At 49.6% G+C, this 21267-nt stretch carries 14 protein-coding genes and 1 tRNA gene; 9 read left to right on the plus strand and 6 right to left on the minus strand.

Going from position 1 to position 21267, the window contains the following annotated elements:
• The first annotated feature begins 37 nt into the window (after positions 1-37).
• Both FHS16_RS00820 and glpX read left to right on the plus strand, forming a co-directional pair.
• Entirely contained in the window at positions 38-8719 is an 8682-nt protein-coding gene (locus FHS16_RS00820) for a carbohydrate binding domain-containing protein (RefSeq protein ID WP_183557550.1), read from the plus strand.
• Between the two features lie 265 nt (positions 8720-8984).
• The gene (gene glpX / locus FHS16_RS00825) at positions 8985-9962 is read left to right on the plus strand and encodes a class II fructose-bisphosphatase (RefSeq protein WP_183557553.1); all 978 of its coding nucleotides are present in this window, start codon (positions 8985-8987) and stop codon (positions 9960-9962) included.
• A gap of 212 nt (positions 9963-10174) precedes the next feature.
• Here glpX and FHS16_RS00830 read toward each other — a convergent pair whose 3' ends face one another.
• Both FHS16_RS00830 and FHS16_RS00835 read right to left on the minus strand, forming a co-directional pair.
• Complete coding sequence (locus FHS16_RS00830; RefSeq protein WP_183557556.1) at positions 10175-10855, minus strand: TIGR00266 family protein; 681 nt, start codon at positions 10853-10855, stop codon at positions 10175-10177.
• A 136-nt stretch (positions 10856-10991) separates the two neighbouring features.
• Complete coding sequence (locus FHS16_RS00835; protein WP_183557559.1) at positions 10992-11531, minus strand: phosphatidylglycerophosphatase A family protein; 540 nt, start codon at positions 11529-11531, stop codon at positions 10992-10994.
• A 131-nt stretch (positions 11532-11662) separates the two neighbouring features.
• Here FHS16_RS00835 and FHS16_RS00840 point away from each other — a divergent pair, with 131 nt between their 5' ends.
• From FHS16_RS00840 to rdgB, 3 genes are all read left to right on the plus strand, one after another.
• Positions 11663-12712: a GerMN domain-containing protein gene (locus tag FHS16_RS00840; RefSeq protein ID WP_183557561.1), complete on the plus strand. Its 1050-nt coding sequence runs from the start codon at positions 11663-11665 to the stop codon at positions 12710-12712.
• 550 nt (positions 12713-13262) lie between these two features.
• Positions 13263-14000 (plus strand): ribonuclease PH, encoded by a 738-nt coding sequence (gene rph / locus FHS16_RS00845; protein WP_183557564.1) that lies wholly within the window; start codon positions 13263-13265, stop codon positions 13998-14000.
• A gap of 5 nt (positions 14001-14005) precedes the next feature.
• On the plus strand, positions 14006-14668 hold the full coding sequence (rdgB, locus tag FHS16_RS00850) for an RdgB/HAM1 family non-canonical purine NTP pyrophosphatase (protein ID WP_183557567.1): 663 nt from the start codon (positions 14006-14008) through the stop codon (positions 14666-14668).
• Between the two features lie 103 nt (positions 14669-14771).
• Here the strand turns inward: rdgB and asnB are convergent, their stop codons facing one another.
• Positions 14772-16616 carry an asparagine synthase (glutamine-hydrolyzing) gene (gene asnB, locus FHS16_RS00855; RefSeq protein WP_183557570.1) on the minus strand — a complete coding sequence of 615 codons (1845 nt, stop codon included), beginning with the start codon at positions 16614-16616 and terminating at the stop codon, positions 14772-14774.
• A gap of 150 nt (positions 16617-16766) precedes the next feature.
• Here asnB and FHS16_RS00860 point away from each other — a divergent pair, with 150 nt between their 5' ends.
• On the plus strand, positions 16767-17090 hold the full coding sequence (locus FHS16_RS00860; protein ID WP_183558465.1) for a hypothetical protein: 324 nt from the start codon (positions 16767-16769) through the stop codon (positions 17088-17090).
• 153 nt (positions 17091-17243) lie between these two features.
• Entirely contained in the window at positions 17244-17852 is a 609-nt protein-coding gene (locus tag FHS16_RS00865; protein WP_183557573.1) for a P-loop nucleotide/nucleoside kinase family protein, read from the plus strand.
• A gap of 216 nt (positions 17853-18068) precedes the next feature.
• On the opposite strand, the gene FHS16_RS31450 is transcribed toward FHS16_RS00865, so the two are convergent.
• Positions 18069-18176 carry a dihydroorotate dehydrogenase gene (locus tag FHS16_RS31450; RefSeq protein ID WP_212758534.1) on the minus strand — a complete coding sequence of 36 codons (108 nt, stop codon included), beginning with the start codon at positions 18174-18176 and terminating at the stop codon, positions 18069-18071.
• Between the two features lie 264 nt (positions 18177-18440).
• Positions 18441-19172: an NADPH-dependent F420 reductase gene (locus tag FHS16_RS00870; protein ID WP_183557576.1), complete on the minus strand. Its 732-nt coding sequence runs from the start codon at positions 19170-19172 to the stop codon at positions 18441-18443.
• Positions 19173-19316: 144 nt separating this feature from the next.
• Between FHS16_RS00870 and FHS16_RS00875 the strand changes: the two genes are divergently transcribed.
• Positions 19317-19685 (plus strand): winged helix-turn-helix transcriptional regulator, encoded by a 369-nt coding sequence (locus FHS16_RS00875; RefSeq protein ID WP_183557579.1) that lies wholly within the window; start codon positions 19317-19319, stop codon positions 19683-19685.
• A 320-nt stretch (positions 19686-20005) separates the two neighbouring features.
• Here the strand turns inward: FHS16_RS00875 and FHS16_RS00880 are convergent.
• Positions 20006-20082, minus strand: a tRNA-Arg gene (locus tag FHS16_RS00880).
• Between the two features lie 319 nt (positions 20083-20401).
• Here FHS16_RS00880 and FHS16_RS00885 point away from each other — a divergent pair.
• Positions 20402-21226: a hypothetical protein gene (locus tag FHS16_RS00885; protein ID WP_246431515.1), complete on the plus strand. Its 825-nt coding sequence runs from the start codon at positions 20402-20404 to the stop codon at positions 21224-21226.
• Positions 21227-21267: the final 41 nt, after the last annotated feature.

A 21267-nucleotide genomic window follows, 5' to 3' on the forward strand; every position in this document is an offset into this window, starting at 1 on the left:
AAAGAGGCAATTTAAATGGAAAGGAAGTAGATTGGGAATGAATAAAAGGTTTATTTCAATTATGCTCGTATTCATGATGCTGGCAAGCATCCTGCCTATCGTAAACGCGGAGAGTGCAGCGGATGACAGCACAGCCCATTGGGGCGAGAAGTCGCTTGTGAAGTGGATAGACAAAGGCATGCTCGGCGGATACCCAGACGGCAGCATACAGCCGGATCGTCAAGTGACGAGAGCGGAATTCACGAAGCTTGTTAACGCGGTGTTCCGTTTGAACAAGAGCGAAGCAAGTTCATTTACAGATGTTGTGGCAGACGCTTGGTACAGCCAGGATATCGCTGCAGTAAAGGAAGCTGGTTTCATTGAAGGATATCCGGATGGCAGTTTTAAGCCAGGCGCATCTATTTCGAGGCAAGAGGCTGCAAAGATCGCTTCGGGATTGTTCAAGCTTGAAGTCGCGCAAGGCGACAAGCTTGCTTCTTTTAAGGATAGAGATCAGGTACAGGCTTATGCGAAGTCTTCGCTTGAGCAGCTGCTGGCAGGCGGATACATAAATGGTTATCCCGATCAAACGCTGAGGCCTGCTAAGCCAATCACAAGAGCGGAAGCAATCGCCTTATTGGACCGTTTGGCTGTGGAAGTTGTTAATAAAGCAGGCAGCTATGACAAAGTGCGCATCTCAGGGAACGCAGTGATAAATGCGGCTGGCGTTAGACTCAACGATGCGGTTATAGACGGTAATCTTTTTCTGACGCAAGGCATTGGAGAGGGCGATGTTTTTCTAACGGATTTGGAGGTTAAAGGAACGGTTTATATTCAAGGAGGCGGCGTCAACAGCATTCATTTCATCAATTCCAAGCTGAATAAGCTGAATATTAACAAAGCGACTGGCAAGGTAAGGGTTTTATTCTCCAATAAGACGGATGCGGAGCAGCTTACCATTGAATCGACAGCGCAGCTGGAGCTGGATGCTGCTGCGCGTCTCTCGCTGCTGCAGATTGAAGAGACGGCTGTAGGAACGAACGTGAACGCAAAAGGGAATGTGAAGCAGATTATTAATGAAGGCGCAGACATCGTTGTGAATGACAAGAAACTTGGGTTAGGCGATAAGGCCGTTATTCAGAATGGCGTCTTGATTAGCGGGCAGCAAGCAACGCCTGGGCAAGGTGGCGGAGGCACTGGAGCGACCCCGACTCCTGCGCCAACAACAGAACCAACAACGGGACCAACAACAGAACCAACAACAGAACCAACAACAGAACCAACAACAGAACCAACAACAGAACCAACAACAGAACCAACAACAGAACCAACAACAGAACCAACAACGACACCGACTACGGCGCCTGCGGACGAGTGGGAGCTTGTATGGAATGACGAATTCGACGGAAGCGGAGACAACGTAGACACGAACGGCGTCAATCTGGACAAATGGGCATATCAGCTCGGCACAGGTTCACAATACGGCTTGGACGGCTGGGGAAATAACGAGGAGCAATATTACCGCGCCGAGAACATATCGGTTGCGGACGGCAAGCTGACGATTACGGCTGATGATGACGGCTACGGCGGCAAAGCTTATACGTCGGGCAGGCTGTATACGGAGCCGACCTTTAACAAAACGTTCGGAAAGTTCGAGGCCCGCATGAAGCTTCCGGTAGGAGAGGGAATATGGCCGGCATTCTGGATGATGCCGAAGGACAGCGAGTATGGGGTATGGGCAGCTTCAGGCGAGCTCGATATTATGGAAGCGCGCGGACGCTTGCCGAATGAGGTCGGAGGAACGATTCATTATGGAAGAAACTGGCCTAACAATAAATCGACTGGCGCGGAATATGAGTTCGGCGCGGATACGGACATAACCGATTATCATACGTACGGCGTGGAGTGGGAGCCAGGCGAAATCCGTTGGTACGTCGATGGCGTATTATTCCAAAAACTTACCAATTGGGACAGCTGGGGAGCGGACCAGCCTGCCAAATATGCATTTCCGGCACCGTTTGACAAGCCGTTCTATATGATTCTGAATTTAGCGGTTGGGGGCAATTACGATGGCGGCAGACTGCCCGCTGCGTCGGACATTCCGAGCAAGATGGAAGTGGATTATGTGCGGGTCTATGACATTGCGAACAGGCCTTATAAAACGCCGGTAGAGCCTTCTTTTGAAAAAGAGCCTTATCCAGCCGTATACAAGCAGCCGATCGCTGGCAATTTTGTTCATGACAGCAGCTATGCTGAACCGTTCACTACGATCGCGGAGCCGGATCAGGCGCTGGATACGAAATTTTGGAATTTTGCCCATGTCAGTACCTTCCTAGGCAATGGTTCCATCGCGGTGGAACAGCTGAACGGCGTGCCTTTCGCGAATGCGGACATTACGGCAGGCGGGAATGCCGCCCACGCCGTTCAATTGATCCAGAACGTAACGCTTGGCAAAGGCAGATGGTATAAGCTTTCATTTGATGCCAAATCCAACGCAAACCGCAATATGGCGGTGAAGTTTGGCGGCGGAGAGAACAGAGGCTGGACCACTTACTCCGATAGCCTTGAAGCAAGGCTGTCGAGCAGCATTCAATCCTACGAGATGGTCTTTCAAATGGGGGCAGAAACAGATACGCTGGCAAGGCTGGAGTTTAATCTGGGCTTAAGCACGAATCCGGTGTGGCTCGGCAATGTGAAAGTAGAAGAAACGACTGCGCCGGACCCTTTCCATGACAACGATCCGAAGGAGCCGCTGAATGGCAATCACGTGTATAACGGAACCTTTGATATCGGACGGATGGACCGGCTGACTTATTGGAACTTCGCTGCGCTTGGCGGCAGCGCTTCTGCAGCAGTAGATGCGGCGGATCGCGAGCTTCAGGTTTCGATTACGGACGCTGGTGCGGAGCGGGATGCTGTTACGCTCACGCAATCCGGCATGAATCTAGTGGAAGGCAATGACTATAAAGTCACGTTCAAAGCGAGAGCCGCTTCCGAGAGAACGATTCAAGCAGGCATCGGCAAAAAAGATGGCAGCGCCTATGCCAGCCCCGAGACGTTCTCGTTAACCTCGGAGATGACGGAGCATACGCTGTTGTTCACGATGGAGCAGCCTACAGACTTGTATGGCCAATTGTCCTTTCTGCTCGGCGGCGAGCAGGGAAATGTATTTATCGATGACGTAGCGATGGTCCGTCTGACCAACTACAATATCGGCGAGCTAGCGCTGAACGATCAGTTCCCGGTTAAAAACGGCGACTTCTCGAGTGGCAAGGCGGGCTGGGCGGAACATGTGCAAGGCCGGTATGACGGCTGGGGCTCGAGTGCCGTATTTGCAGCGCAGGATGGCGAGCTGAAGATGGCGATTGCAAGCGAAGGCAACAATCCGTGGGATGTCATGCTGATGCAGACCGACTTTGATCTTTTTAAAGGCAATACTTATACCGTTTCGATAGATGCAAGAGCATCCAAAAACCGCGAAATGGAAATTGTGATCGACAGCAATAATACGCGTTATTTATCAGAAAAGGTACAACTCACGGAAACGAAGCAAACGTTCAGCTATGAGCTGCAGGCAGTAAACGACATTACGCCATCCTTTAAGCTGCTGCTTGGCAAGCTGGAAGGGGCGAGTGCGATCGGTGAGCATGACGTGTATGTTGACAATATCCGGATTGAGCTTAAAGATGCAAGATCCAAAGCCTTTTTGCTCCAAAATGGTTATTTCGATGAAGGGATGCAGGACTGGACCAGTCATGTACAGGGAGTATACGACGGTGCTTCAAGCGCAGCTATCACGGCGGATAACGGTGCCGCCAAGGCAGCCATTGCGAATACCGGCGCGAATGCATGGGACATTATTTTGCAGCAGGGCTCGCTTGCTCTAGCCAAAGGAAAGACCTACATCGTAACCTTTGCGGCAAGATCGACCATACCGCGCGCCATTGAAGCCGTTGTAGAGAACGGCACGTATGTCCGCTATTTGAACGAGAAGGTGCAAGTGGATGACGTGACGCAAACATACAGCTACGAATTCACGTTGGATAAGGATGAGTTGACAGGCTTCAAGCTGCTGATGGGCAACCAACCGGGAGCACCAGGTGCTGCTCATGAGGTGTATGTCGATAACGTCCGCTTGGAGCTTAAAGGCGCCAAGGAAGCAGCAGGGGAAAAGGTGCGCAGCACAAATGACATTACGCTCGCTTTGCCTCCCGTGTTGTCGCCGGATGCCTTGGACAATGCAAAGGGCATTGATATCGAGATTGCGTTTGCGGATAACGCAGCCTGGAGAAATGCCGTTTCGGCAGTAATCGTAGACGGCAGCAAGCTTCCGGCGGACGCTTATTCACTGTCCGCTGGCAAGCTGACTATCGACAAATCGGTATTTCAAGCAGCAAAAGCGTACACGATAGCCGTTAAATCAGCCGGCTACGAGCTTGCACATGCGCTGCAGGACATCCAAGAGGAGATTATGTGGAGCCTCGTGTGGTCTGACGAGTTTGACGGCGCTGGCACGAACGTGGATACGAATGGCGTCAATCTTGATAAATGGGGCTATCAGCTTGGCAACGGGATCGATTACGGAGTAGCCAACTGGGGAAATAACGAGGAGCAATATTATAGAAAAGAAAACATTAAAGTGGAGAACGGCGAGCTTGTCATCCAAGCCAAGAATGAGAGCTTTGGCGGGAAGACTTACACTTCGGGACGCCTATGGACCAGTCCGACCTTCAGCAAAGCCTTCGGAAAATTCGAGGCACGCATCAAGATGCCGGAAGGCGAGGGCATCTGGCCTGCATTCTGGATGATGCCCAAGGACAGTGAATATGGCGGCTGGGCTTCCTCCGGCGAAATCGATATCATGGAAGCGCGCGGCCGTACGATCGGCGAGGTTGACGGAACTATCCATTATGGCAAGAACGCGCCGAACAACAAAGCGACCGGCGCGCAATACCATTTCCCAGAGGGCCAGGATATTACGGGCTACCATACGTATTCATTAGAATGGGAGCCTGGGGAGCTTCGCTGGTACGTGGATGGCAATCTTTTTCAGACGATTAATGACTGGCATAGCTGGGGAGCCGATCAACCGGAGAAATATGCTTTTCCAGCTCCATTCGACAAAGAATTCTATATCATTTTGAATCTCGCCATAGGCGGCAATTACGACGGCGGACGCAAGCCGGACCCTTCTCTCCTGCCCGCGGAGATGCAGGTTGATTATGTTCGTGCCTATGAGCTGACGGGGAGAGCTTACAAGCAGCCGACCGAGTCGACGCTTGAAAAGGATACGTTTCCTGAAGACGGCAAAGCAGCAATAGACGGCAATCTTATTTATGATACGACTTACAGCCAAGGCGTGAAGGATATTACAACGACAGCTCCCGAGCTGGATTATCAATATTGGAATTTTCTTCACGGTGCTGAATTTGGAGGAGCGGGAGGCGTATCTGTCGATGCTAGTGCAGGCTCGCCGTTTGCAAAGGTGGATATTACGAATGGCGGAAATGTGCCATATTCTCTGCAGCTCATTCAATATGTAACGCTAGTGAAGGGGCAGGCTTATAAAATCAGCTTCGATGCGAAGGCATCCGCGCCGCGCAGCATGAGCGTCAAGCTCGGCGGCGATGCGGACAGCGGCTGGGGCATTTATTCCGACAATTTCGAGGCGGCCTTGAAGACGCAAACAGGCCATTATGAATACCGCTTTCTCATGACGGCAAATACAAATGCCAAAGCGCGCGTAGAATTCAATCTGGGTCAAAATACGAATGACGTGTGGATCGGCAACGTTCGTCTGGAAGCTATTGATTCCTTGAACGAGCCTGGCGCCGCTAAGCAGCCGCTCAACAACGGCAACCATGTGTATAACGGGGGCTTTGATCTCGGAACAATGGACCGTCTGCTTTATTGGAATACGCTTGCTGCAGATTCTGCGGTCGCAACGTTCAGCGTTGATCCAATGACACGCAAGCTCCGTACTGTCATTGCGAACGGCGGGGCAAACGAAGCCAGCGTGCGGTTGATTCAGGAGGGGATTAATCTTCTCCAGAAAGACATGTATGAGCTTACCTTTGATGCTCAATCTTCGGAGGCTCGTCCGATTGGCGTACAGCTCGCGAGCAAGGACGGCGATATGATCTATAGCGGTCCTCATGGCATCTCGTTAACAGCAGACAATAAGAACTATAAGGTTACGTTTACGATGCCCGAAGGCGTGACAGATGAAGAGGCGCAGCTGGTCTTTTTGCTCGGCGGAAGCACGGGTACCATCCAGATTGATAATATTCAGCTCGTTCGCACGACAAATCTGAATGTGGATTTCACGGGTGTCGATTTGTTCCCGCTCCAGAACGGCGACTTTTCTTATGGGCTGAACGGCTGGGAACCGTTCACGCAAGGCGGCGCGGCTGTTTTTACCGAAGACAATGGCGCGGCCAAAATTGCGGTAACGAACGTTGGCGGCGAAGCTTGGAACGTCATGCTCAACCAGTCAGAGTTAAACTTGACTAAGGGGCTGACGTATACGCTCTCCCTTGATGCCAGATCAACCGTTGGGCGCGATATCGAAGCGGCTCTCGAAAACGCAGGTTATACGCGACGATTTTACAGCGGGCCGCTCATGCTGACGAATGATATGCAGCATTTTGAATTCTCATTCAAAATGGGGGCAGACGATAAAGTCGCTCTGAAACTTCTGCTTGGCAAAACGGCTCGGAGCGCAGCGGGTCCACATGATATTTTTATAGATAACGTGGTGCTTGAGGTTAAGGATGCTCCAGTGCTTAGGCCACCTACGCTCATTCCGGATTCGGATGCAAATCGTGTCGGCGAAGCGGTGGAATTGCGTTATGTCGATCATGAAGCATGGCGATCAGCCATTGCTGCGATTGAAGTGAATGGTGCCGTGATAGCCGAAGGCCGATATACGGTTCAGCCTGGTGCTATCATTATCGATCAGTCGGTTTTTACGAGCGATCTCTCTTATCAGATTAAAATCAAGGCAGAGGGCTATGGTGACACCGACGTCAATCAAGTCATTTTTCCGGCGGATGGCAATCTCGTGTTGAATGGCAATATGTCGAACGGGATGGCAAGCTGGGAGCATTGGTTCGGTGACGGTGGAGATTCGAAGGCTGACGTTAAGGATGGGGCTGCCCGCATCGATATTTATTACAATGGAGGCATGCACCCTGAATGGAATGTGCCGGTCGGCTGGTCGACTCAGTTCATACAGAGCGGCATTAAGCTAACGGCCGGAAAGGTCTACGAGCTAAGCTTTCAGGCATGGTCAGAAGCAGAGCTTCCAGCACCAGGTCCGTTTGACCGCCCGATCGCTCTCGAATTAGGCGGCTATAACAACAATCAATCGGTTCTTTTCAATATCACCGGTGATCCGCAAGCCGTTTACAAAAAAAGTCTCCTACCGGCAAGCGACGTAAATCTATCACTTAAGTTTCTGCTTGGAAACGTCGTGAATGGAGCCTTCGCAACACCGGAAGGCGAGCATGTTATCTATGTGGATAATGTTGTTATTCGCGAGGTTGCTGCTCCGCCCGTTCTAAGTGCGGACACGTCTGACAATAAAGTTGGTCAGCCGATCGAGCTTGGATTCGTGGATTCGCCTGCATGGCGTGCAGCGATCGCGAAGCTCACGATTGACGGCGTAGCCGCGGATAGCGGCAGCTATGCGGTGGAAGCGGGCAAAATCAAGCTAAACGCCGCTTTATTTCCCGCAATTAAAACGTACGCAATTGCCATTGCTGCTGCTGGCTACGGGATTAGCGAGGTACAGCAGCAGGTGAAGACCGCAGCTGCAAACGTGGCCCTTCACAAGGCGGCGAGAGCCTCAACCGGGCCGCAGCCTGCTGCCAATGCTGTTGATGGCAACAGCAATTCAAGATGGGAGTCCGCCGTTGCCGATCCGCAGTGGATAGCCATTGATTTGGGTGCCATTTACTCGCTGGAGAGCGCACAGCTTAGCTGGGAAGGTGCTTTCGGCAAAGCCTATAGGCTTCAAGTGTCCTCGGCAGCGGTTCCAGGCGAGAATGACTGGACTGACGTATTTGCTGAAGTTGCAGGAAACGGAGGCGTTGACCCCATTGCGCTGAAGGGGGAAGAGGCGAGACATATCCGAATGCTGGGCAGCGCACGCGGGACACCTTACGGTTATTCCTTGTGGGAGTTCGAGGTATACGGGACTTGGGTGAGCGGCGGTTCAGGCGGAGAGACGGAACCAAACCCGGATCCCGATCCAGAACCAGAACCAGAACCAGAACCGGAACCAGAACCAGAACAAGGGACGAACCTGGCGCTGAACAAACAAGCGGCAGCATCCAGCTTCAACGATGTATTTCCTGCGAATTTGCTAACGGACGGGAACGCGGGCACCAGGTGGGAAGCGAAGTGGAGCGACAATGCAACTGCGCCGTACAACCAGGAGTGGGTTTATATTGATTTGAATCATACGTTTGACATAAGCAAAATCGTATTGGTATGGGAAGCAGCATACGGAAAATCTTTGGATATTCAAGTGGCGGCGGCAGGAAGCGATTTGTCTGCTGAAAGCGCGGATTGGCAATCCGTACATTCATTGAACCGAAGCCTGAGTGCTGCCGAGTACACGGAAGCTGTAACGCTTGAGAGCGGCACTGCAGCCAGATATGTGCGCGTTTTGATTACGGATAAAGCCATGCCGCCGTATGGCCCATCCCTATATGAAATTGAGATTTATGAATAAAAGATCATCAAGCCTGCTTGATGTATTAGATAAAAGAGCGTATCCGCGCAGAGCTTGCTCTGTGTCGGATCGCTCTTTTGTCGTTCTAACCTGTAGATGATGGATGATAAGTATCCGTCAGCCTATTAATGATGATTTAATGAAGATTGGAAATATATATTGCGACATAAATAAATATATGATACATATTAAATAACGGAAATGACTTAAACATGTACGCTAATGATCGGTTCCGTCATATGAGAGTAGAGGGAGACTGGATGATATGGAGAGAGAATTAGCATTAGAGCTTGTGAGGGTAACGGAGCTTGCGGCACTCGCATCGGCACCGTGGATGGGAAGAGGCGATAAGAATAGCGCAGACGGAGCGGCGACTTCCGCCATGCGATACATGTTTGATTCCGTATCCATTCGCGGCACGGTAGTCATCGGAGAAGGGGAAATGGATGAAGCGCCGATGCTATACATCGGCGAGGAAGTAGGCAGCTTGAACGGGCCGGAGGTTGACGTCGCTGTAGATCCGCTTGAAGGCACGGAAATAGTCGCGAAGGGTCTGAACAACGCGATGTCAGTCCTGGCAGTGGCAGGGAAAGGCCAACTGCTCCACGCACCGGATATGTATATGGAGAAGCTCGCTTTCGGGCCTGCTTTAGTCGGCAAATTGTCTATTACCGATCCAATGGATGTAACGCTGCGGAAAGCGGCGGATGGCTTAAATAAAAAGGTTTCGGATTTAACGGTCATGATTCTGGACAGAACGCGCCATGAATCTATCGTAAAGGTGCTGCGCAAGGTCGGCGTGCGCATTAAATTTCTTTCGGACGGCGATGTTGCAGGTGCCATGGCCCCAGCTTTTCCTGAGGCGGGAATAGATTTGTATGTGGGCTCCGGCGGTGCCCCTGAGGGAGTCATTGCCGCTGCAGCGCTGAAGTGCTTGGGAGGCGAACTGCAAGCGCGTTTGATGCCTGCCGACGGCAACGAATACAATCGCTGCGTTCAAATGGGGATCGAGGATCCGTACCGCGTTCTGACGATGGAGGATATGATCGGTACGGGAGACGTATATTTTGCGGCAACGGGCGTGACGCCGGGCGAGTTTCTAGGCGGGGTTCAGTATTTCCCGGACCAGCGGGCTGAGACGCATTCCATTGTCATGCGGGCGAAGACCAAAACCGTTCGTTTCGTTCGCGCGCTTCATTATTTACCGAACAAGTCATTTCTGAACAGCGCAAGTAAAGGATGAGAAGTAACGTTTAGTTTTCCAGCGCTAACAACGTGATTTCCTGCTCCTTATTCTGCTGCATATGCACGGGGATGAGGAGCTTTTGGCATGCAATCACTAACAACTAAAGGCTACTAGGCTTAAAATAGACAAAAGCCAGCATGTCGGGAGACGTGCTGGCTTTAAGTTATGAGTCCTGGTTATGGATACGCATGCGGCTCATCACCAGTTTGTTAGCTGCCGCCAGGAATGAACTTTTTCAGCCAGCTTCCAAAGCTTGCCGGATTGCGGCTCTGAATAAGTACGACCCCTTCGCCTCGAAAGCGGCAGACGAGGCCTTCTCCGCTTGTAATGCTGGAGAGCCAGCCTTTGGAGGCTTTCTCAATCGTGTAATTCATGTAGCCCGGCCACGCAACCAAATGACCGTTATCAATGATGACTTCTTCCCCAGGTGCTAGGTTGAGCGCATGAATAGCGCCGTACGAGGAGAGGAAGACGGTGCCTTTCCCGCTGATCTCCACGATAAAAAAACCTTCGCCAGATAAAAGTCCTCTGCCTAGGTTCTGCATTTTGGTATTGACCTCAATGCCGCTTGTGCCGGCTAGGAAGCCATCCTTCTGTACATAAAGCTTGTATGAGCCATCCAGCTCAATCGCTTCGATATCGCCAAGGGAAGGAGGAGCAAGGTGAACTTCACCTTGTCCTCTGTTTGCTGTCATTTCCTGAAAGAAGAACGTTTCCCCGCTTAGCATTCTGCCGAGTCCGCGCATAAAGCCGCCATCCGTCGTGCCTTTGAGATCGATGCTCGGCGACATGGAGACCATTGCCCCCATCTCAGCCTTTACGCTTTCCCCCGGATTAAGCTTAACCTTCAGCATGGCAAAAGCGCCTTTGTAGAATATATCGTAATTCATGTAGGGAACCTCCTAAAGGTTTTGCGGAGCAAAATCCGGCTTCGAAAGCATACGCTTAGGTTTTGCGGAGCAAAATCCGGCTTCGAAAGCATACACTTAGGTTTTGCGGAGCAAAACCCGGTTTCGAAGGCCCGGTTTAATCGAGCGGTGGCTGTGTTACGCCTTCTCGCTCCGCTTGCCTGCGGTGAGCGATTCGGCTGGCAGCTGATGCTGCGATTGCGCCGACGATGTCGTCTAGAAATGTATGGATTTCCCCGTCGCTTTTGTCATTCAGCTTAACCAGTATGCCTGGTTTGAGCTTGTCGACATAACCGAAGTTCGTAAAACCGATGCTGCCGTAAACGTTGACGATCGACAGCGCCAATATTTCATCGCATCCATAAAGGCTTTCATCATGCTTGATCATATCTTGAAGCGGAGCCATCAGCTTGCCTTCCTCTGCAAGGATGTCGAGCTGGATGCCCGTCAATACGGCATTCTGAACCTCTCGTTTGGACAGGACGGCGTCGACATGAACGATGCAATCCTCAGGCGTCAGGTCAGGGAAATAATCCTTTTGCAGGAAATGCACGAGTTCGGCGATCGCCATCTTTGTTACACCGCGCTTGATGAGCCATTCGTCTGTAGCCTCCGCCACTTTGCGGCTGTTAAGGCTATAAATTTCGGGATTGGACATGTTTTTGTTCCCCCTTAGGATTTTATGGACAAAACTGGTCTAAAAAAGGGAAGGGCTCGTATACATAGTACTACAAATAAGGAGTTGTACAAAGCCGCCAGGCAAAACTCGATTAGGGAGGAAAGGTCAATATGATTCAAAAAAGATGGATTAGGGGTGCCGTACTTTCAGGGGTTCTCGTGTTGCCGATTCTTACATCCGGTTGCGGATTGTTTTCTCAGGAGACAAGCCAGTCAATCGATCCGCCGCAGATTGAGGTTAAAGAAGGTGTTGACAATGCTGAAACCGGACAGGCAGTCGTAGAAGGCGAAACACAGATGACGGTTTATCTCGAGGATCGGAACGGCTACTTGGCACCGATCTCTCTGCAGACTACGCTTGGCGCTAATGAACAAGCAGGTCAGAAGGCGCTTGAGATGATGGTCGAGAACGGCGCGTATGCCAGTCAGCTTCCAGAGGATTTCCGGGCTGTCATCCCGCAGGGCACACAAATAAAGTCTTACTCTTATGACAAAGAGCAAAAGCTGGCAACGGTTGAATTCTCTGAGCCTTTCGCTGATTACAACGCACAGGACGAGCGCACGATCGTAGAAGCCATTACATGGACACTGACGGCTATGACAGGCATTGAGGGCGTAGAAATCTGGTATGAAGGCGCCAAGCTGCCGGAAATGCCGGTAGACGGCTATCCACTTGATGAGAAGCTTACACGCGCGGTAGGCATTAATATCGAAGCGGCCGAAGGCGTCAATTATGGACAGTCGACGCCGGTCACACTTTATTTCTCCGCACAAACCTTGAACGATGAGCAATATTATGTACCGGTCACACGGCTAGTCGCGCGTTCTTCGGATCCTGCCAAGGCAGCGCTCGAGCAGTTGATCTCCGGCCCGCTTAACAAAAAAGAGCTGACCAGTGTTATTCTTCCTGACGTACTCGTGAACGACATCGTTCGGGAAGGGAACACGGTGACTGTCGACTTGAAGGACGAGGCGTATCAAGAAGGACAGAAGCTGCCGACTGAGATGCTGCAAGCACTCGTGCTCTCGGTTACTGAAAGCACTGGTGCAGCTGCCGTTCAGATTAAAGTGAACGGGGAAGCGAACATCGTGGACATGAAGGACCAATCCTACAGCGAGCCGGTAAGCCGTCCGCATCACGTTAACGCCATTAAGTCATAATTAGCTTAAAAACTTATTTCGGCTGAAGAGGCTGACTCAAAAGGGGGTCGCTCCCTGAAGAAGCAGCTCACGCAATCGAAAATAAGAAAAAATTCGCATTAACAAGCGTTGCAGAGGGCGATTCTGCAACGCTTGTTTTTGATTTTGGTCTCTTGCTGATTTCTTTAGCAAATGATAGTAAACGGAGCATTTAAATGATTCTGGAGAAGCGTCAGCGTTCGTTTTTGTGAAGAGATTCATTCCAACCTTTCCTCGTTGATTCAAAGGGATCCCTGAGCAATGGCGATCGGAAGAATATTTAAATGTGCAGTTTATGTGCAGTTTGCCGTTTAACCTGAACAACAAAAATATTACATCGTCAAACAACTGACTTATGGGACAGACCCTTTTTGTATTTTAATTAGGCTCGTAGGCCAACGGCAGCACTTGGATATCTTTTTCGCAGGCGCAGATGCAATTCAAAGGTTACTTTGTTAGAATAGGAAAGATTGTACGATGGAATCCAAGGATTATCTAAACAATATTACGCATGACTCAGGAGGAAATAACAATGAGAAACGACGGTCGGCAACCGAACCAGCTTCGGCCGGTAACCATAACGACAGGCGTCAACAAATATGCAGAGGGTTCCGTGCTTATCGAGGTCGGAGAAACGAAGGTTATTTGTACGGCCAGCGTGGAGGACCGGGTTCCGCCTTTTATGAAGGGGCAGGGCAAAGGCTGGATTAATGCTGAGTATGCCATGCTGCCGCGGGCAACGCATTCACGAAACATCCGTGAGGCAGCCAAAGGAAAGCTGACGGGACGGACAATGGAAATACAGCGTCTGATCGGACGCGCGCTGCGTTCAGTCGTTGATTTGCAAGCGCTCGGCGAACGTACGATTACGCTGGATTGCGATGTTATACAAGCCGATGGAGGCACGCGTACAACCTCGATTACCGGAGCATTCATCGCGCTGACGATTGCAGTCAACAAGATTTCGGAGAAGGTGCAGTTCGCCAAGTACCCCATTACTGATTTCTTGGCTTCGGTAAGCGTTGGCGTCATTCAGGAGAAAGCAATGCTGGACTTGAATTACGAAGAGGATTCCAAAGCAAAGGTCGACATGAATGTCGTCATGACAGGCAATGGGAAATTTGTAGAGGTGCAGGGCACTGGCGAGGATGCTCCGTTCTCACGCGAGGAGCTTAATCAGCTGCTTGCTCTCGGTGAAGCGGGCATCGCGGAGTTGATTGGCAAGCAGCGCGAGATTCTTGGGTCAATGGCTGCACGTATAGGGGGCTAATCATCATGTCAAAGCATCAGCTGCTTCAGCATGAGAAGATTGTTGTGGCTACCAAAAATGCGGGCAAGGTAAGGGAATTCGCACATGCGCTTCAGAAGCTTGGCAAGGAAACGCTAAGTTTACATGATTACCCGCAGATTCCCGATATTGTAGAGGATGGCGACACATTTGCAGCAAATGCGCGCATCAAAGCCAAGACGACCGGCGACACGCTTGGCGTGCCAGTGCTGGCTGATGATTCAGGCCTTCGCGTAACAGCGCTTAATGGCGCTCCCGGCGTATATTCTGCGCGTTTTGCGGGAGAGCACGCGTCAGACGGAGATAATAACGAGAAGCTTATTCGCGAGCTTAAACGTTTGCATGAGCAAGGCAGCCTGCCGGAACTGGGCAGTCTTGATGACGGCTCACAGCTGCTTAGCGAGGCTCAATTCGTTTGCGCATTAGCGCTGTATGATCCCGCGACTGGGCTGTTTATTGAAGCAGAAGGAACGGTAGACGGCGTGATAACGGACAAACCGCACGGCGATGGCGGGTTTGGCTATGATCCTTTGTTTTGGGTGCCTCGCTTAAACCGCGGAATGGCCGAGCTGACGAAAGAAGAAAAACAGCAAATCAGCCACCGCGGCGAAGCGCTGAGAGTTCTGCTTCCCCAATTGGAGCAGGCGTAAGACTTGAACAATGAAACACCCCCAGCAGCTAGAATGCCATCGAACGGGCATCCCGGCAGCTGGGGGTGTTTGATTTTGTTTGCTATGGAAACAGAGCGTACGGTTAACCTATGACTACTTTATATTGCTTCAGCCAGAGGTTCACTTGGTACAAGTAGGCGAACAGCTGCGGGCCGGACATAAGCTGACCGAACCATGGGATATTCGACTTGGCAGAATCCGATTCGGCAAGCTCCCTAACCTTTGCGACATTAATGAGGGGAAGCAGTGGAGAAGTCGGATCATTCAGTACGTCCAGCAACAGTCCTTTGACCGCCGCCAAATAATTGGGGTTATGCGTTTTGGGGTAAGGGCTTTTTTTACGGGTCAATACGTCGTCGGGAAGAATACCGCGCAGCGCCTTCCGTAAAATACCTTTTTCCCGGTCGCCCGATGTCTTGATTTCCCAAGGGATGTTCCATACATATTCGACGAGCCGATGATCGCAGAAAGGCACCCGCACCTCAAGTCCTGCCGCCATGCTCATGCGATCCTTGCGATCGAGAAGCGTTGGCATGAAGCGGGTAATATTCAAGTAAGACATTTGGCGCATTTTGCGCAGCTGCTCATTTTCTCCGTCAAGATGGGGCACTTCCCCGATTGCTTGCGCGTATCGGTCTCCGATATAGTCGATTGGCTTGATCCAGGCTGCGACGTCCGGGGCAAGCAGGTCTGCGCGCATGACTGAGGCAAGCGACCAAGGGAACGTGTTTGCATTCAGCGCCTCCTCGCGATGAAACCACGGATACCCTCCGAAAATTTCGTCTGCTGCTTCCCCGGATATCGCGACCGTCGCATCCTTTTTAATCTCATGGCAGAAGAGCAGCAGCGAGGCATCGACATCTGCCATCCCAGGCAGATCCCGTGCGAGCGTAGCTGCTTTCAAGGCATTGACCAGCTCCGGCGTGTCGAATTGAATCGGATGATGGATAGTTCCGAGATGTGTTGTCATTCTCTCGATCCATGGCGCATCACTATTTGGTTGGAAGGCATGCGCCTTGAAATGCTTGTCATTATCCGTGTAATCGACAGAATAGGTATGCACGTTTCCTTGCCCGTTTTCGTTGTAGTATTGGACGGCTAGAGTCGTTAATGCGCTTGAATCGAGACCCCCGGACAAAAGTGTGCATACAGGCACGTCTGATACGAGCTGGCGCTCAACGGTATCCTTTAACAGTTCCCTGACTTGCTCTGCTGTTTCCTCGATGCTCTGCGTATGTGGAGAGCTCTCAAGCTGCCAATACGTAATGGTCTTGACGCCCGAGTGATTGACGGTCATGCAGCGGCCAGGCCTAAGCTCGCTAATTTGTTTATATACGCCGTGGCCGGGGGTTCGCGCAGGGCCGAGAATGAATATTTCGGCAAGTCCTTCCGCGCCGACCTCAGGCTTCACAGCAGGATGCGCCAATATGCACTTTTGCTCCGAGCCGAATATGAACAAACCATCCTGAATGCTGTAGAACAACGGCTTTACGCCAAGCCGGTCACGCGCGAGGAACAATTCCTGTTCGGCAACATTCCATATCGCAAATGCGAAGATCCCATTGAAACGCTCCACGCACGCTTTGCCCCATTCCATAAAGGCAACCAGCAGCACTTCTGTATCGCAATTTGTCGTAAAAGCTCTGCCTCTGCTCTCAAGCTCCTTGCGAAGTTCAGGCGCATTGTACAATTCCCCGTTATAGACAACGACATATTTGTCATCGCCGGTATGGCGTATCATTGGCTGAGCGCCGTTCTCCGGGTCAATGACGGATAATCGGCGGTGGCCTAAAGCGCAATGCGCCGATATCCACGTACCGGAAGCGTCGGGACCGCGCGGTGCGAGGGTGTCGGTCATCTTCTCTAAGCTTTCGCTTTGCTTAGTCAGATCACGGTTCCAATCGATCCAGCCCGTAATTCCACACATCGATCTCATTCCTCTCTTTTGCTGGTCTCAAAGTAGCGATAATATCAGTTATATGCGGAAAAAGGGATAAAATGTCTGTCCGATGGGGGATGCTAGGAGTGTCTGTATAAAGCATAGTTGCGAAAAAGGAGCGTGTGAATTGTGGTTGATATGGAAGCAGGCGGAGTGGAACGCAAGCGCTATTATGTATCCGTTCAGGCGGGACAAATATTAGAGGATCCGCAAGCGGCGGCATACGAGCTTGAAGTCAGCCTGAGCGAGGAGGAGCATATCAAACTAAGGGAGCTGTTTGACGAGCTATCCAGCATGGACGAGGCCGAGATGTTCCATTTCTCCCACTCGCCCTTCGGATCAGCGAGCGACGGCGAGATTAATGGGGGTTATGACGACCTTATTCAGCAAATTTATCAAAAACTGCATGAGCATGGAACCGAAACGACGAAGCGTCATATTGAATCGATGCAGCTGTTATAGGCGGGTACAAGCAGTCCGGCCGCTGGCGAGAGGCAGTCGGACTTTTTGAATGTATTTAAATTGAAGCCTTTACATCGATGAAGCATGATCCCGTTCTATTAAAACCGAACAAAAAATGATATACTTCTACAAAAATAGTGGAGGTTTATCGCTTTGCAAAAGTTGGTTTTTTTCGTGGGAGTAGCAGGCACAGGCAAGACAACGGTAGCGAGGAAGCTGGCAGATCGCATCCCTGCGGCATTTCTGGATCGTGATACGATCGGGGGCAGATTTGTCGAAGCAATACTTGAGCTTAATGGCCTAGACAAACGGGACCGTGATTCGGAGTATTACAAGAAGCATTTGCGCGATTTGGAATATGACACGGCGAAGGATGTATGCATCGAGAATCTCGCTGCGGGGCAAAACGTGTTTATGATCTCCCCGTTTACGGCGGAGCTCAAAAATAAGCAGTGGATTGAAGAGGTCGTTGAATCGGCAGGCTTGTCACACCAAATGATAGACATAAAGGTTGTTGTTGTGACGCTTCAGGATATGGAGCTGCAGAAGAACCGAATTATCGGGCGGCAGACGGAGCGCGACCAGTGGAAGCTGGACAACTGGGGCGACTTTGAGAAGCGCATTGAATTCGTACCGCAGATTAACTGGGATATCCCGAATTCTTCCATATTTGTTTTCGACAATAGCGGCGAGCTGACGGAAGAGAAATCAGAGCAATTATACCAATTCATTAGCGAGAAGAAAGCAACGTTGACTGCATAGATGCCTGTTGATACCGATCTAAACGCCGGGGTGTTCCAAAGGATATTTTCCTTCAGGAACACCCCTATTTATTGTAGTTTGCCAGACGTGCTTAGACTTCGAATACGCTGTAGATACAGCAATGCATAGGGTCCGTGGATTGGCCCTATGCAATATAATTCTAAGAAATGAAGCAGTCCGAACGCATGGAGGTTACGTTATGACTATTCATAGATATTAGTAACCGCCGAAACCAAAGCCAGTACCGCGAGAGATAATTACCAGCAAAATGAACAATACAAGGATAAAACCGATACTGTTAGCACCACCGACATAACCACCCATTAAACATCCACCTCCCAGCAACTTGAGTACAGTGTAGATTATGCGAAGATGGCGGTCAGTGTTTGGGTGTTTGTGGTGTAATGATATTGGCCCATCGGCATTGCGATGTATATCCTTGCATGGAAACAGCATATTTCATGAGTGTAAAATCTGCTTCATGCATTGAAATAGTTGAAGATCATGAAGTGAAAATAAAACTTTTTTCTACAGCTTGAATGTTCGAATTAACATCTCCTGTTAGTTGAAGGTACAGGGATTTGTAATTTATGAATTGAATACTTCTCTATTTGCTTTAACAACATCATGAATGGAAAATGTTCCACCTGAAGCTATCAGCTTTTCCATGACCTTTTCGCGCAGAAGTGGCGCTTTTTCTTTGTTCGCTTTCGTTAAGGCTATAGCTAGTTCCTCTTTTGTAAGTTCGGTGCAGTACGCTGGGGTTCCTGGCTGTTGTCTCCACGAATCGCTTAAAGAACCGCTATCTACGACATCGAAGCCTAGATCGTTTGCTACACCCCTGATGATTTGTTTATGGGATAGGTCATCTCCAGCAACCGCTATAGCAATGCGTCCATCCGTCCCTTCGGGAGTTCCATGATGCTCTAGCGTATATGCTAAGAAATTGTTGAACGCTTTAATGATGGGTCTTCCCAAACGATGGGACACCCAAACACTTTCAACCATTCCGTTCTCCACGTCTTCGATTTTACCGCTGATTTGAGGATAATAATTTGAAGTGTCTACAACGACGACTTCCTCTCCAACTTTATCTATAATGTTGCGAATGCTTGGCAATGCATAGAAAGGGATCGATGTTATAAGAACATCGATATTTTTAATGACATCTTCTATGATCACAGGTGTTCCTGTAAGATTTTTTCCTTCCAAGTGTTCAATCCCACGAGCGTCTGCAATCTTGACATCATGACCATTTTCAACCAATTTTTTCGCAATATTAGATCCAATTGGTCCTGCACCTATAATTCCAAATCTCATTTCCATTCCTCCAATATCCTTTTTCATGGTCCCTTGATTGAGCATTCTGTATACATGTACTAATATATATACGTTGCTCGGATATTTGAAGAAGGCAATAAAAATTGACATAGTACACTTTTTCGTACCTAACAGCAGAAATGAGTGATTAAGGTTTCTAGAATAAATGAGGATGAATTTAGTGTGGAATGTAAGAAAGATCATAGAGAGTTATATGGCATCGCCTATACTCAAAACATACTTTCGGGACGTTGGAAGCATCTAATTCTTTGGTTTTTAAAGTTTAATCCGCATCGATATAATGAAATTAAGACTCGTTTAGGGGGAATTTCACAAGGATCCCTAACAAAACAACTTCGAGAATTGGAAGCGGATGGCTTAATTAATCGCAAAATTTATGCAGAGGTACCACCGCGTGTAGAATATTCATTAACATCGAAAGGAGAGGAACTAATCCCCATTATTGATTTAATGGAACATTTCGGGAAGAAGTTTGGGGATAAAATAGATTGAAAATATGACTTCTTCAATTAATTTGACAGTTAGCTCAACGAGGCTGCCGATCGGGAAACAGCTAATAGAAGAAACTTGTAATCAGTCAGTTCCCTCAATTTCAGAGGGGCTTTTTTTATTTAAATTTGAATTTCAAAGTGTGGTTGTGGTTGGATGTAATGTTTCACTTGTGTAAAAAATGTGTAAAAAAAATTCAAAACCTATCTTATTCAAACGCATTCTAGGAATTCGAATTGAATAAGAAAAACCCGCAAAGCCCTTATGTAACAAGGGCTTTGCGGGTTTATGTAAATCATTAAAATGATCTAGTTTGGTCTTAATGGCGTCCCGGAAGAGATTCGAACTCCCGACCGACGCCTTAGAAGGGCGTTGCTCTATCCAGCTGAGCTACCGGGACACAAGCAATAATATATCATAAGAGAATATTTTATTGCAAGCTTTATTTTATAATTTTGCTTTTTTGAATGAAAATCGGTTTAAAAACCCGTTGGGAAACGACATTTGTTTTTTCTTTTGATTGTACATGGTATAATCGAATGCAAGATTGTACGTATGAACAAACGGCGTGACCATAAGGCGGTGTTATCATTACAACTCCCAATGACGCACAAAGCGACAACAAGGACAACGTTTATTTGTTCCCTAGCATGCTGGACCATTATCAGGTACAGTTAACCCGTATGCTAGAAGCGGAGCAATACGGGGAGGCCAAGGAGTTGCTGCGCTTTTTGCTGCAATGCCAGGGCGAGGACGCGCGCCATTATGAAGAGTGGGACAGTCTTCTGACATGGCTCGATATGGCTTTCCCTGAGGATGGGAATGCAGAAGACGGTACGGGATTTATTATAGCCAAACGGGAAAAGGAACAGGATGAAGCTACGATACGCGAGCAGTTTCTCAATCCTCCTGACCAGGATGAAGCTTATGTAAATCAAGTGCTCTACATCATGCAGAATCATCCGATGATCGATCAGCAGATTCTTGCCCTTGAACGCGCTGCCTACATTCAGGCGCCGGACATGGATGAGACGATCAAAAATTGGCTGGTCACCCAGCAGGTTCATCCAGTCGTGCAGTTCAAGGCGCTGCAGTGCTTGAGGAAACGCGGGGCGACAGGCACGATTACGCTGGAGAGGCTCGGGGAGGCAACTGAGCTTGACCTGGAGGTTATACCGCTTTCAATGGACGAGTTTCCGAATCCGATCATCCGGATATTGGAGCGAACTGAGCAGGTTGCCGAGGTCGATGATCCGACTTTGCCTCATTTTGCAAGAGAGTTGTGGAAAGAAAGTTTGCAATTTTTGTATGGTACGGCTGCATATCATTGGATGCTGAGAGACGATGACGATACGGTGGATTATTTCGCTGCTGCGCTGCATTTGACGCTGCTTCTCACTGTATACGGCTCGGCGAACGATGACGATATTCGTGATACATACGGCATTACCGAAGGTTTGAGATTCCGTTATGAGCAAGCTTGCAAGGCTTTAAGACAGGTTGCTGTGCTGCAGCAATCCGGAGATGAAGAACCAGAGTCTTGATAATCTGGCCCAGCTTGTTTATAATAGAATGGTTTATGAAA

The sequence above is a fragment of the Paenibacillus endophyticus genome, from assembly GCF_014192395.1.
GTDB lineage: Bacteria > Bacillota > Bacilli > Paenibacillales > Paenibacillaceae > Pristimantibacillus > Pristimantibacillus endophyticus.

Coding starts and splice junctions, on each gene's coding strand:
- FHS16_RS00820 (WP_183557550.1), top strand. CDS start 38: ATGAATAAAAGGTTTATTTCAATTATGCTCGTATTCATGATGCTGGCA.
- glpX (WP_183557553.1), top strand. CDS start 8,985: ATGGAGAGAGAATTAGCATTAGAGCTTGTGAGGGTAACGGAGCTTGCG.
- FHS16_RS00830 (WP_183557556.1), bottom strand. CDS start 10,855: ATGAATTACGATATATTCTACAAAGGCGCTTTTGCCATGCTGAAGGTT.
- FHS16_RS00835 (WP_183557559.1), bottom strand. CDS start 11,531: ATGTCCAATCCCGAAATTTATAGCCTTAACAGCCGCAAAGTGGCGGAG.
- FHS16_RS00840 (WP_183557561.1), top strand. CDS start 11,663: ATGATTCAAAAAAGATGGATTAGGGGTGCCGTACTTTCAGGGGTTCTC.
- rph (WP_183557564.1), top strand. CDS start 13,263: ATGAGAAACGACGGTCGGCAACCGAACCAGCTTCGGCCGGTAACCATA.
- rdgB (WP_183557567.1), top strand. CDS start 14,006: ATGTCAAAGCATCAGCTGCTTCAGCATGAGAAGATTGTTGTGGCTACC.
- asnB (WP_183557570.1), bottom strand. CDS start 16,616: ATGTGTGGAATTACGGGCTGGATCGATTGGAACCGTGATCTGACTAAG.
- FHS16_RS00860 (WP_183558465.1), top strand. CDS start 16,767: ATGGAAGCAGGCGGAGTGGAACGCAAGCGCTATTATGTATCCGTTCAG.
- FHS16_RS31450 (WP_212758534.1), bottom strand. CDS start 18,176: ATGGGTGGTTATGTCGGTGGTGCTAACAGTATCGGTTTTATCCTTGTA.
- FHS16_RS00870 (WP_183557576.1), bottom strand. CDS start 19,172: ATGAGATTTGGAATTATAGGTGCAGGACCAATTGGATCTAATATTGCG.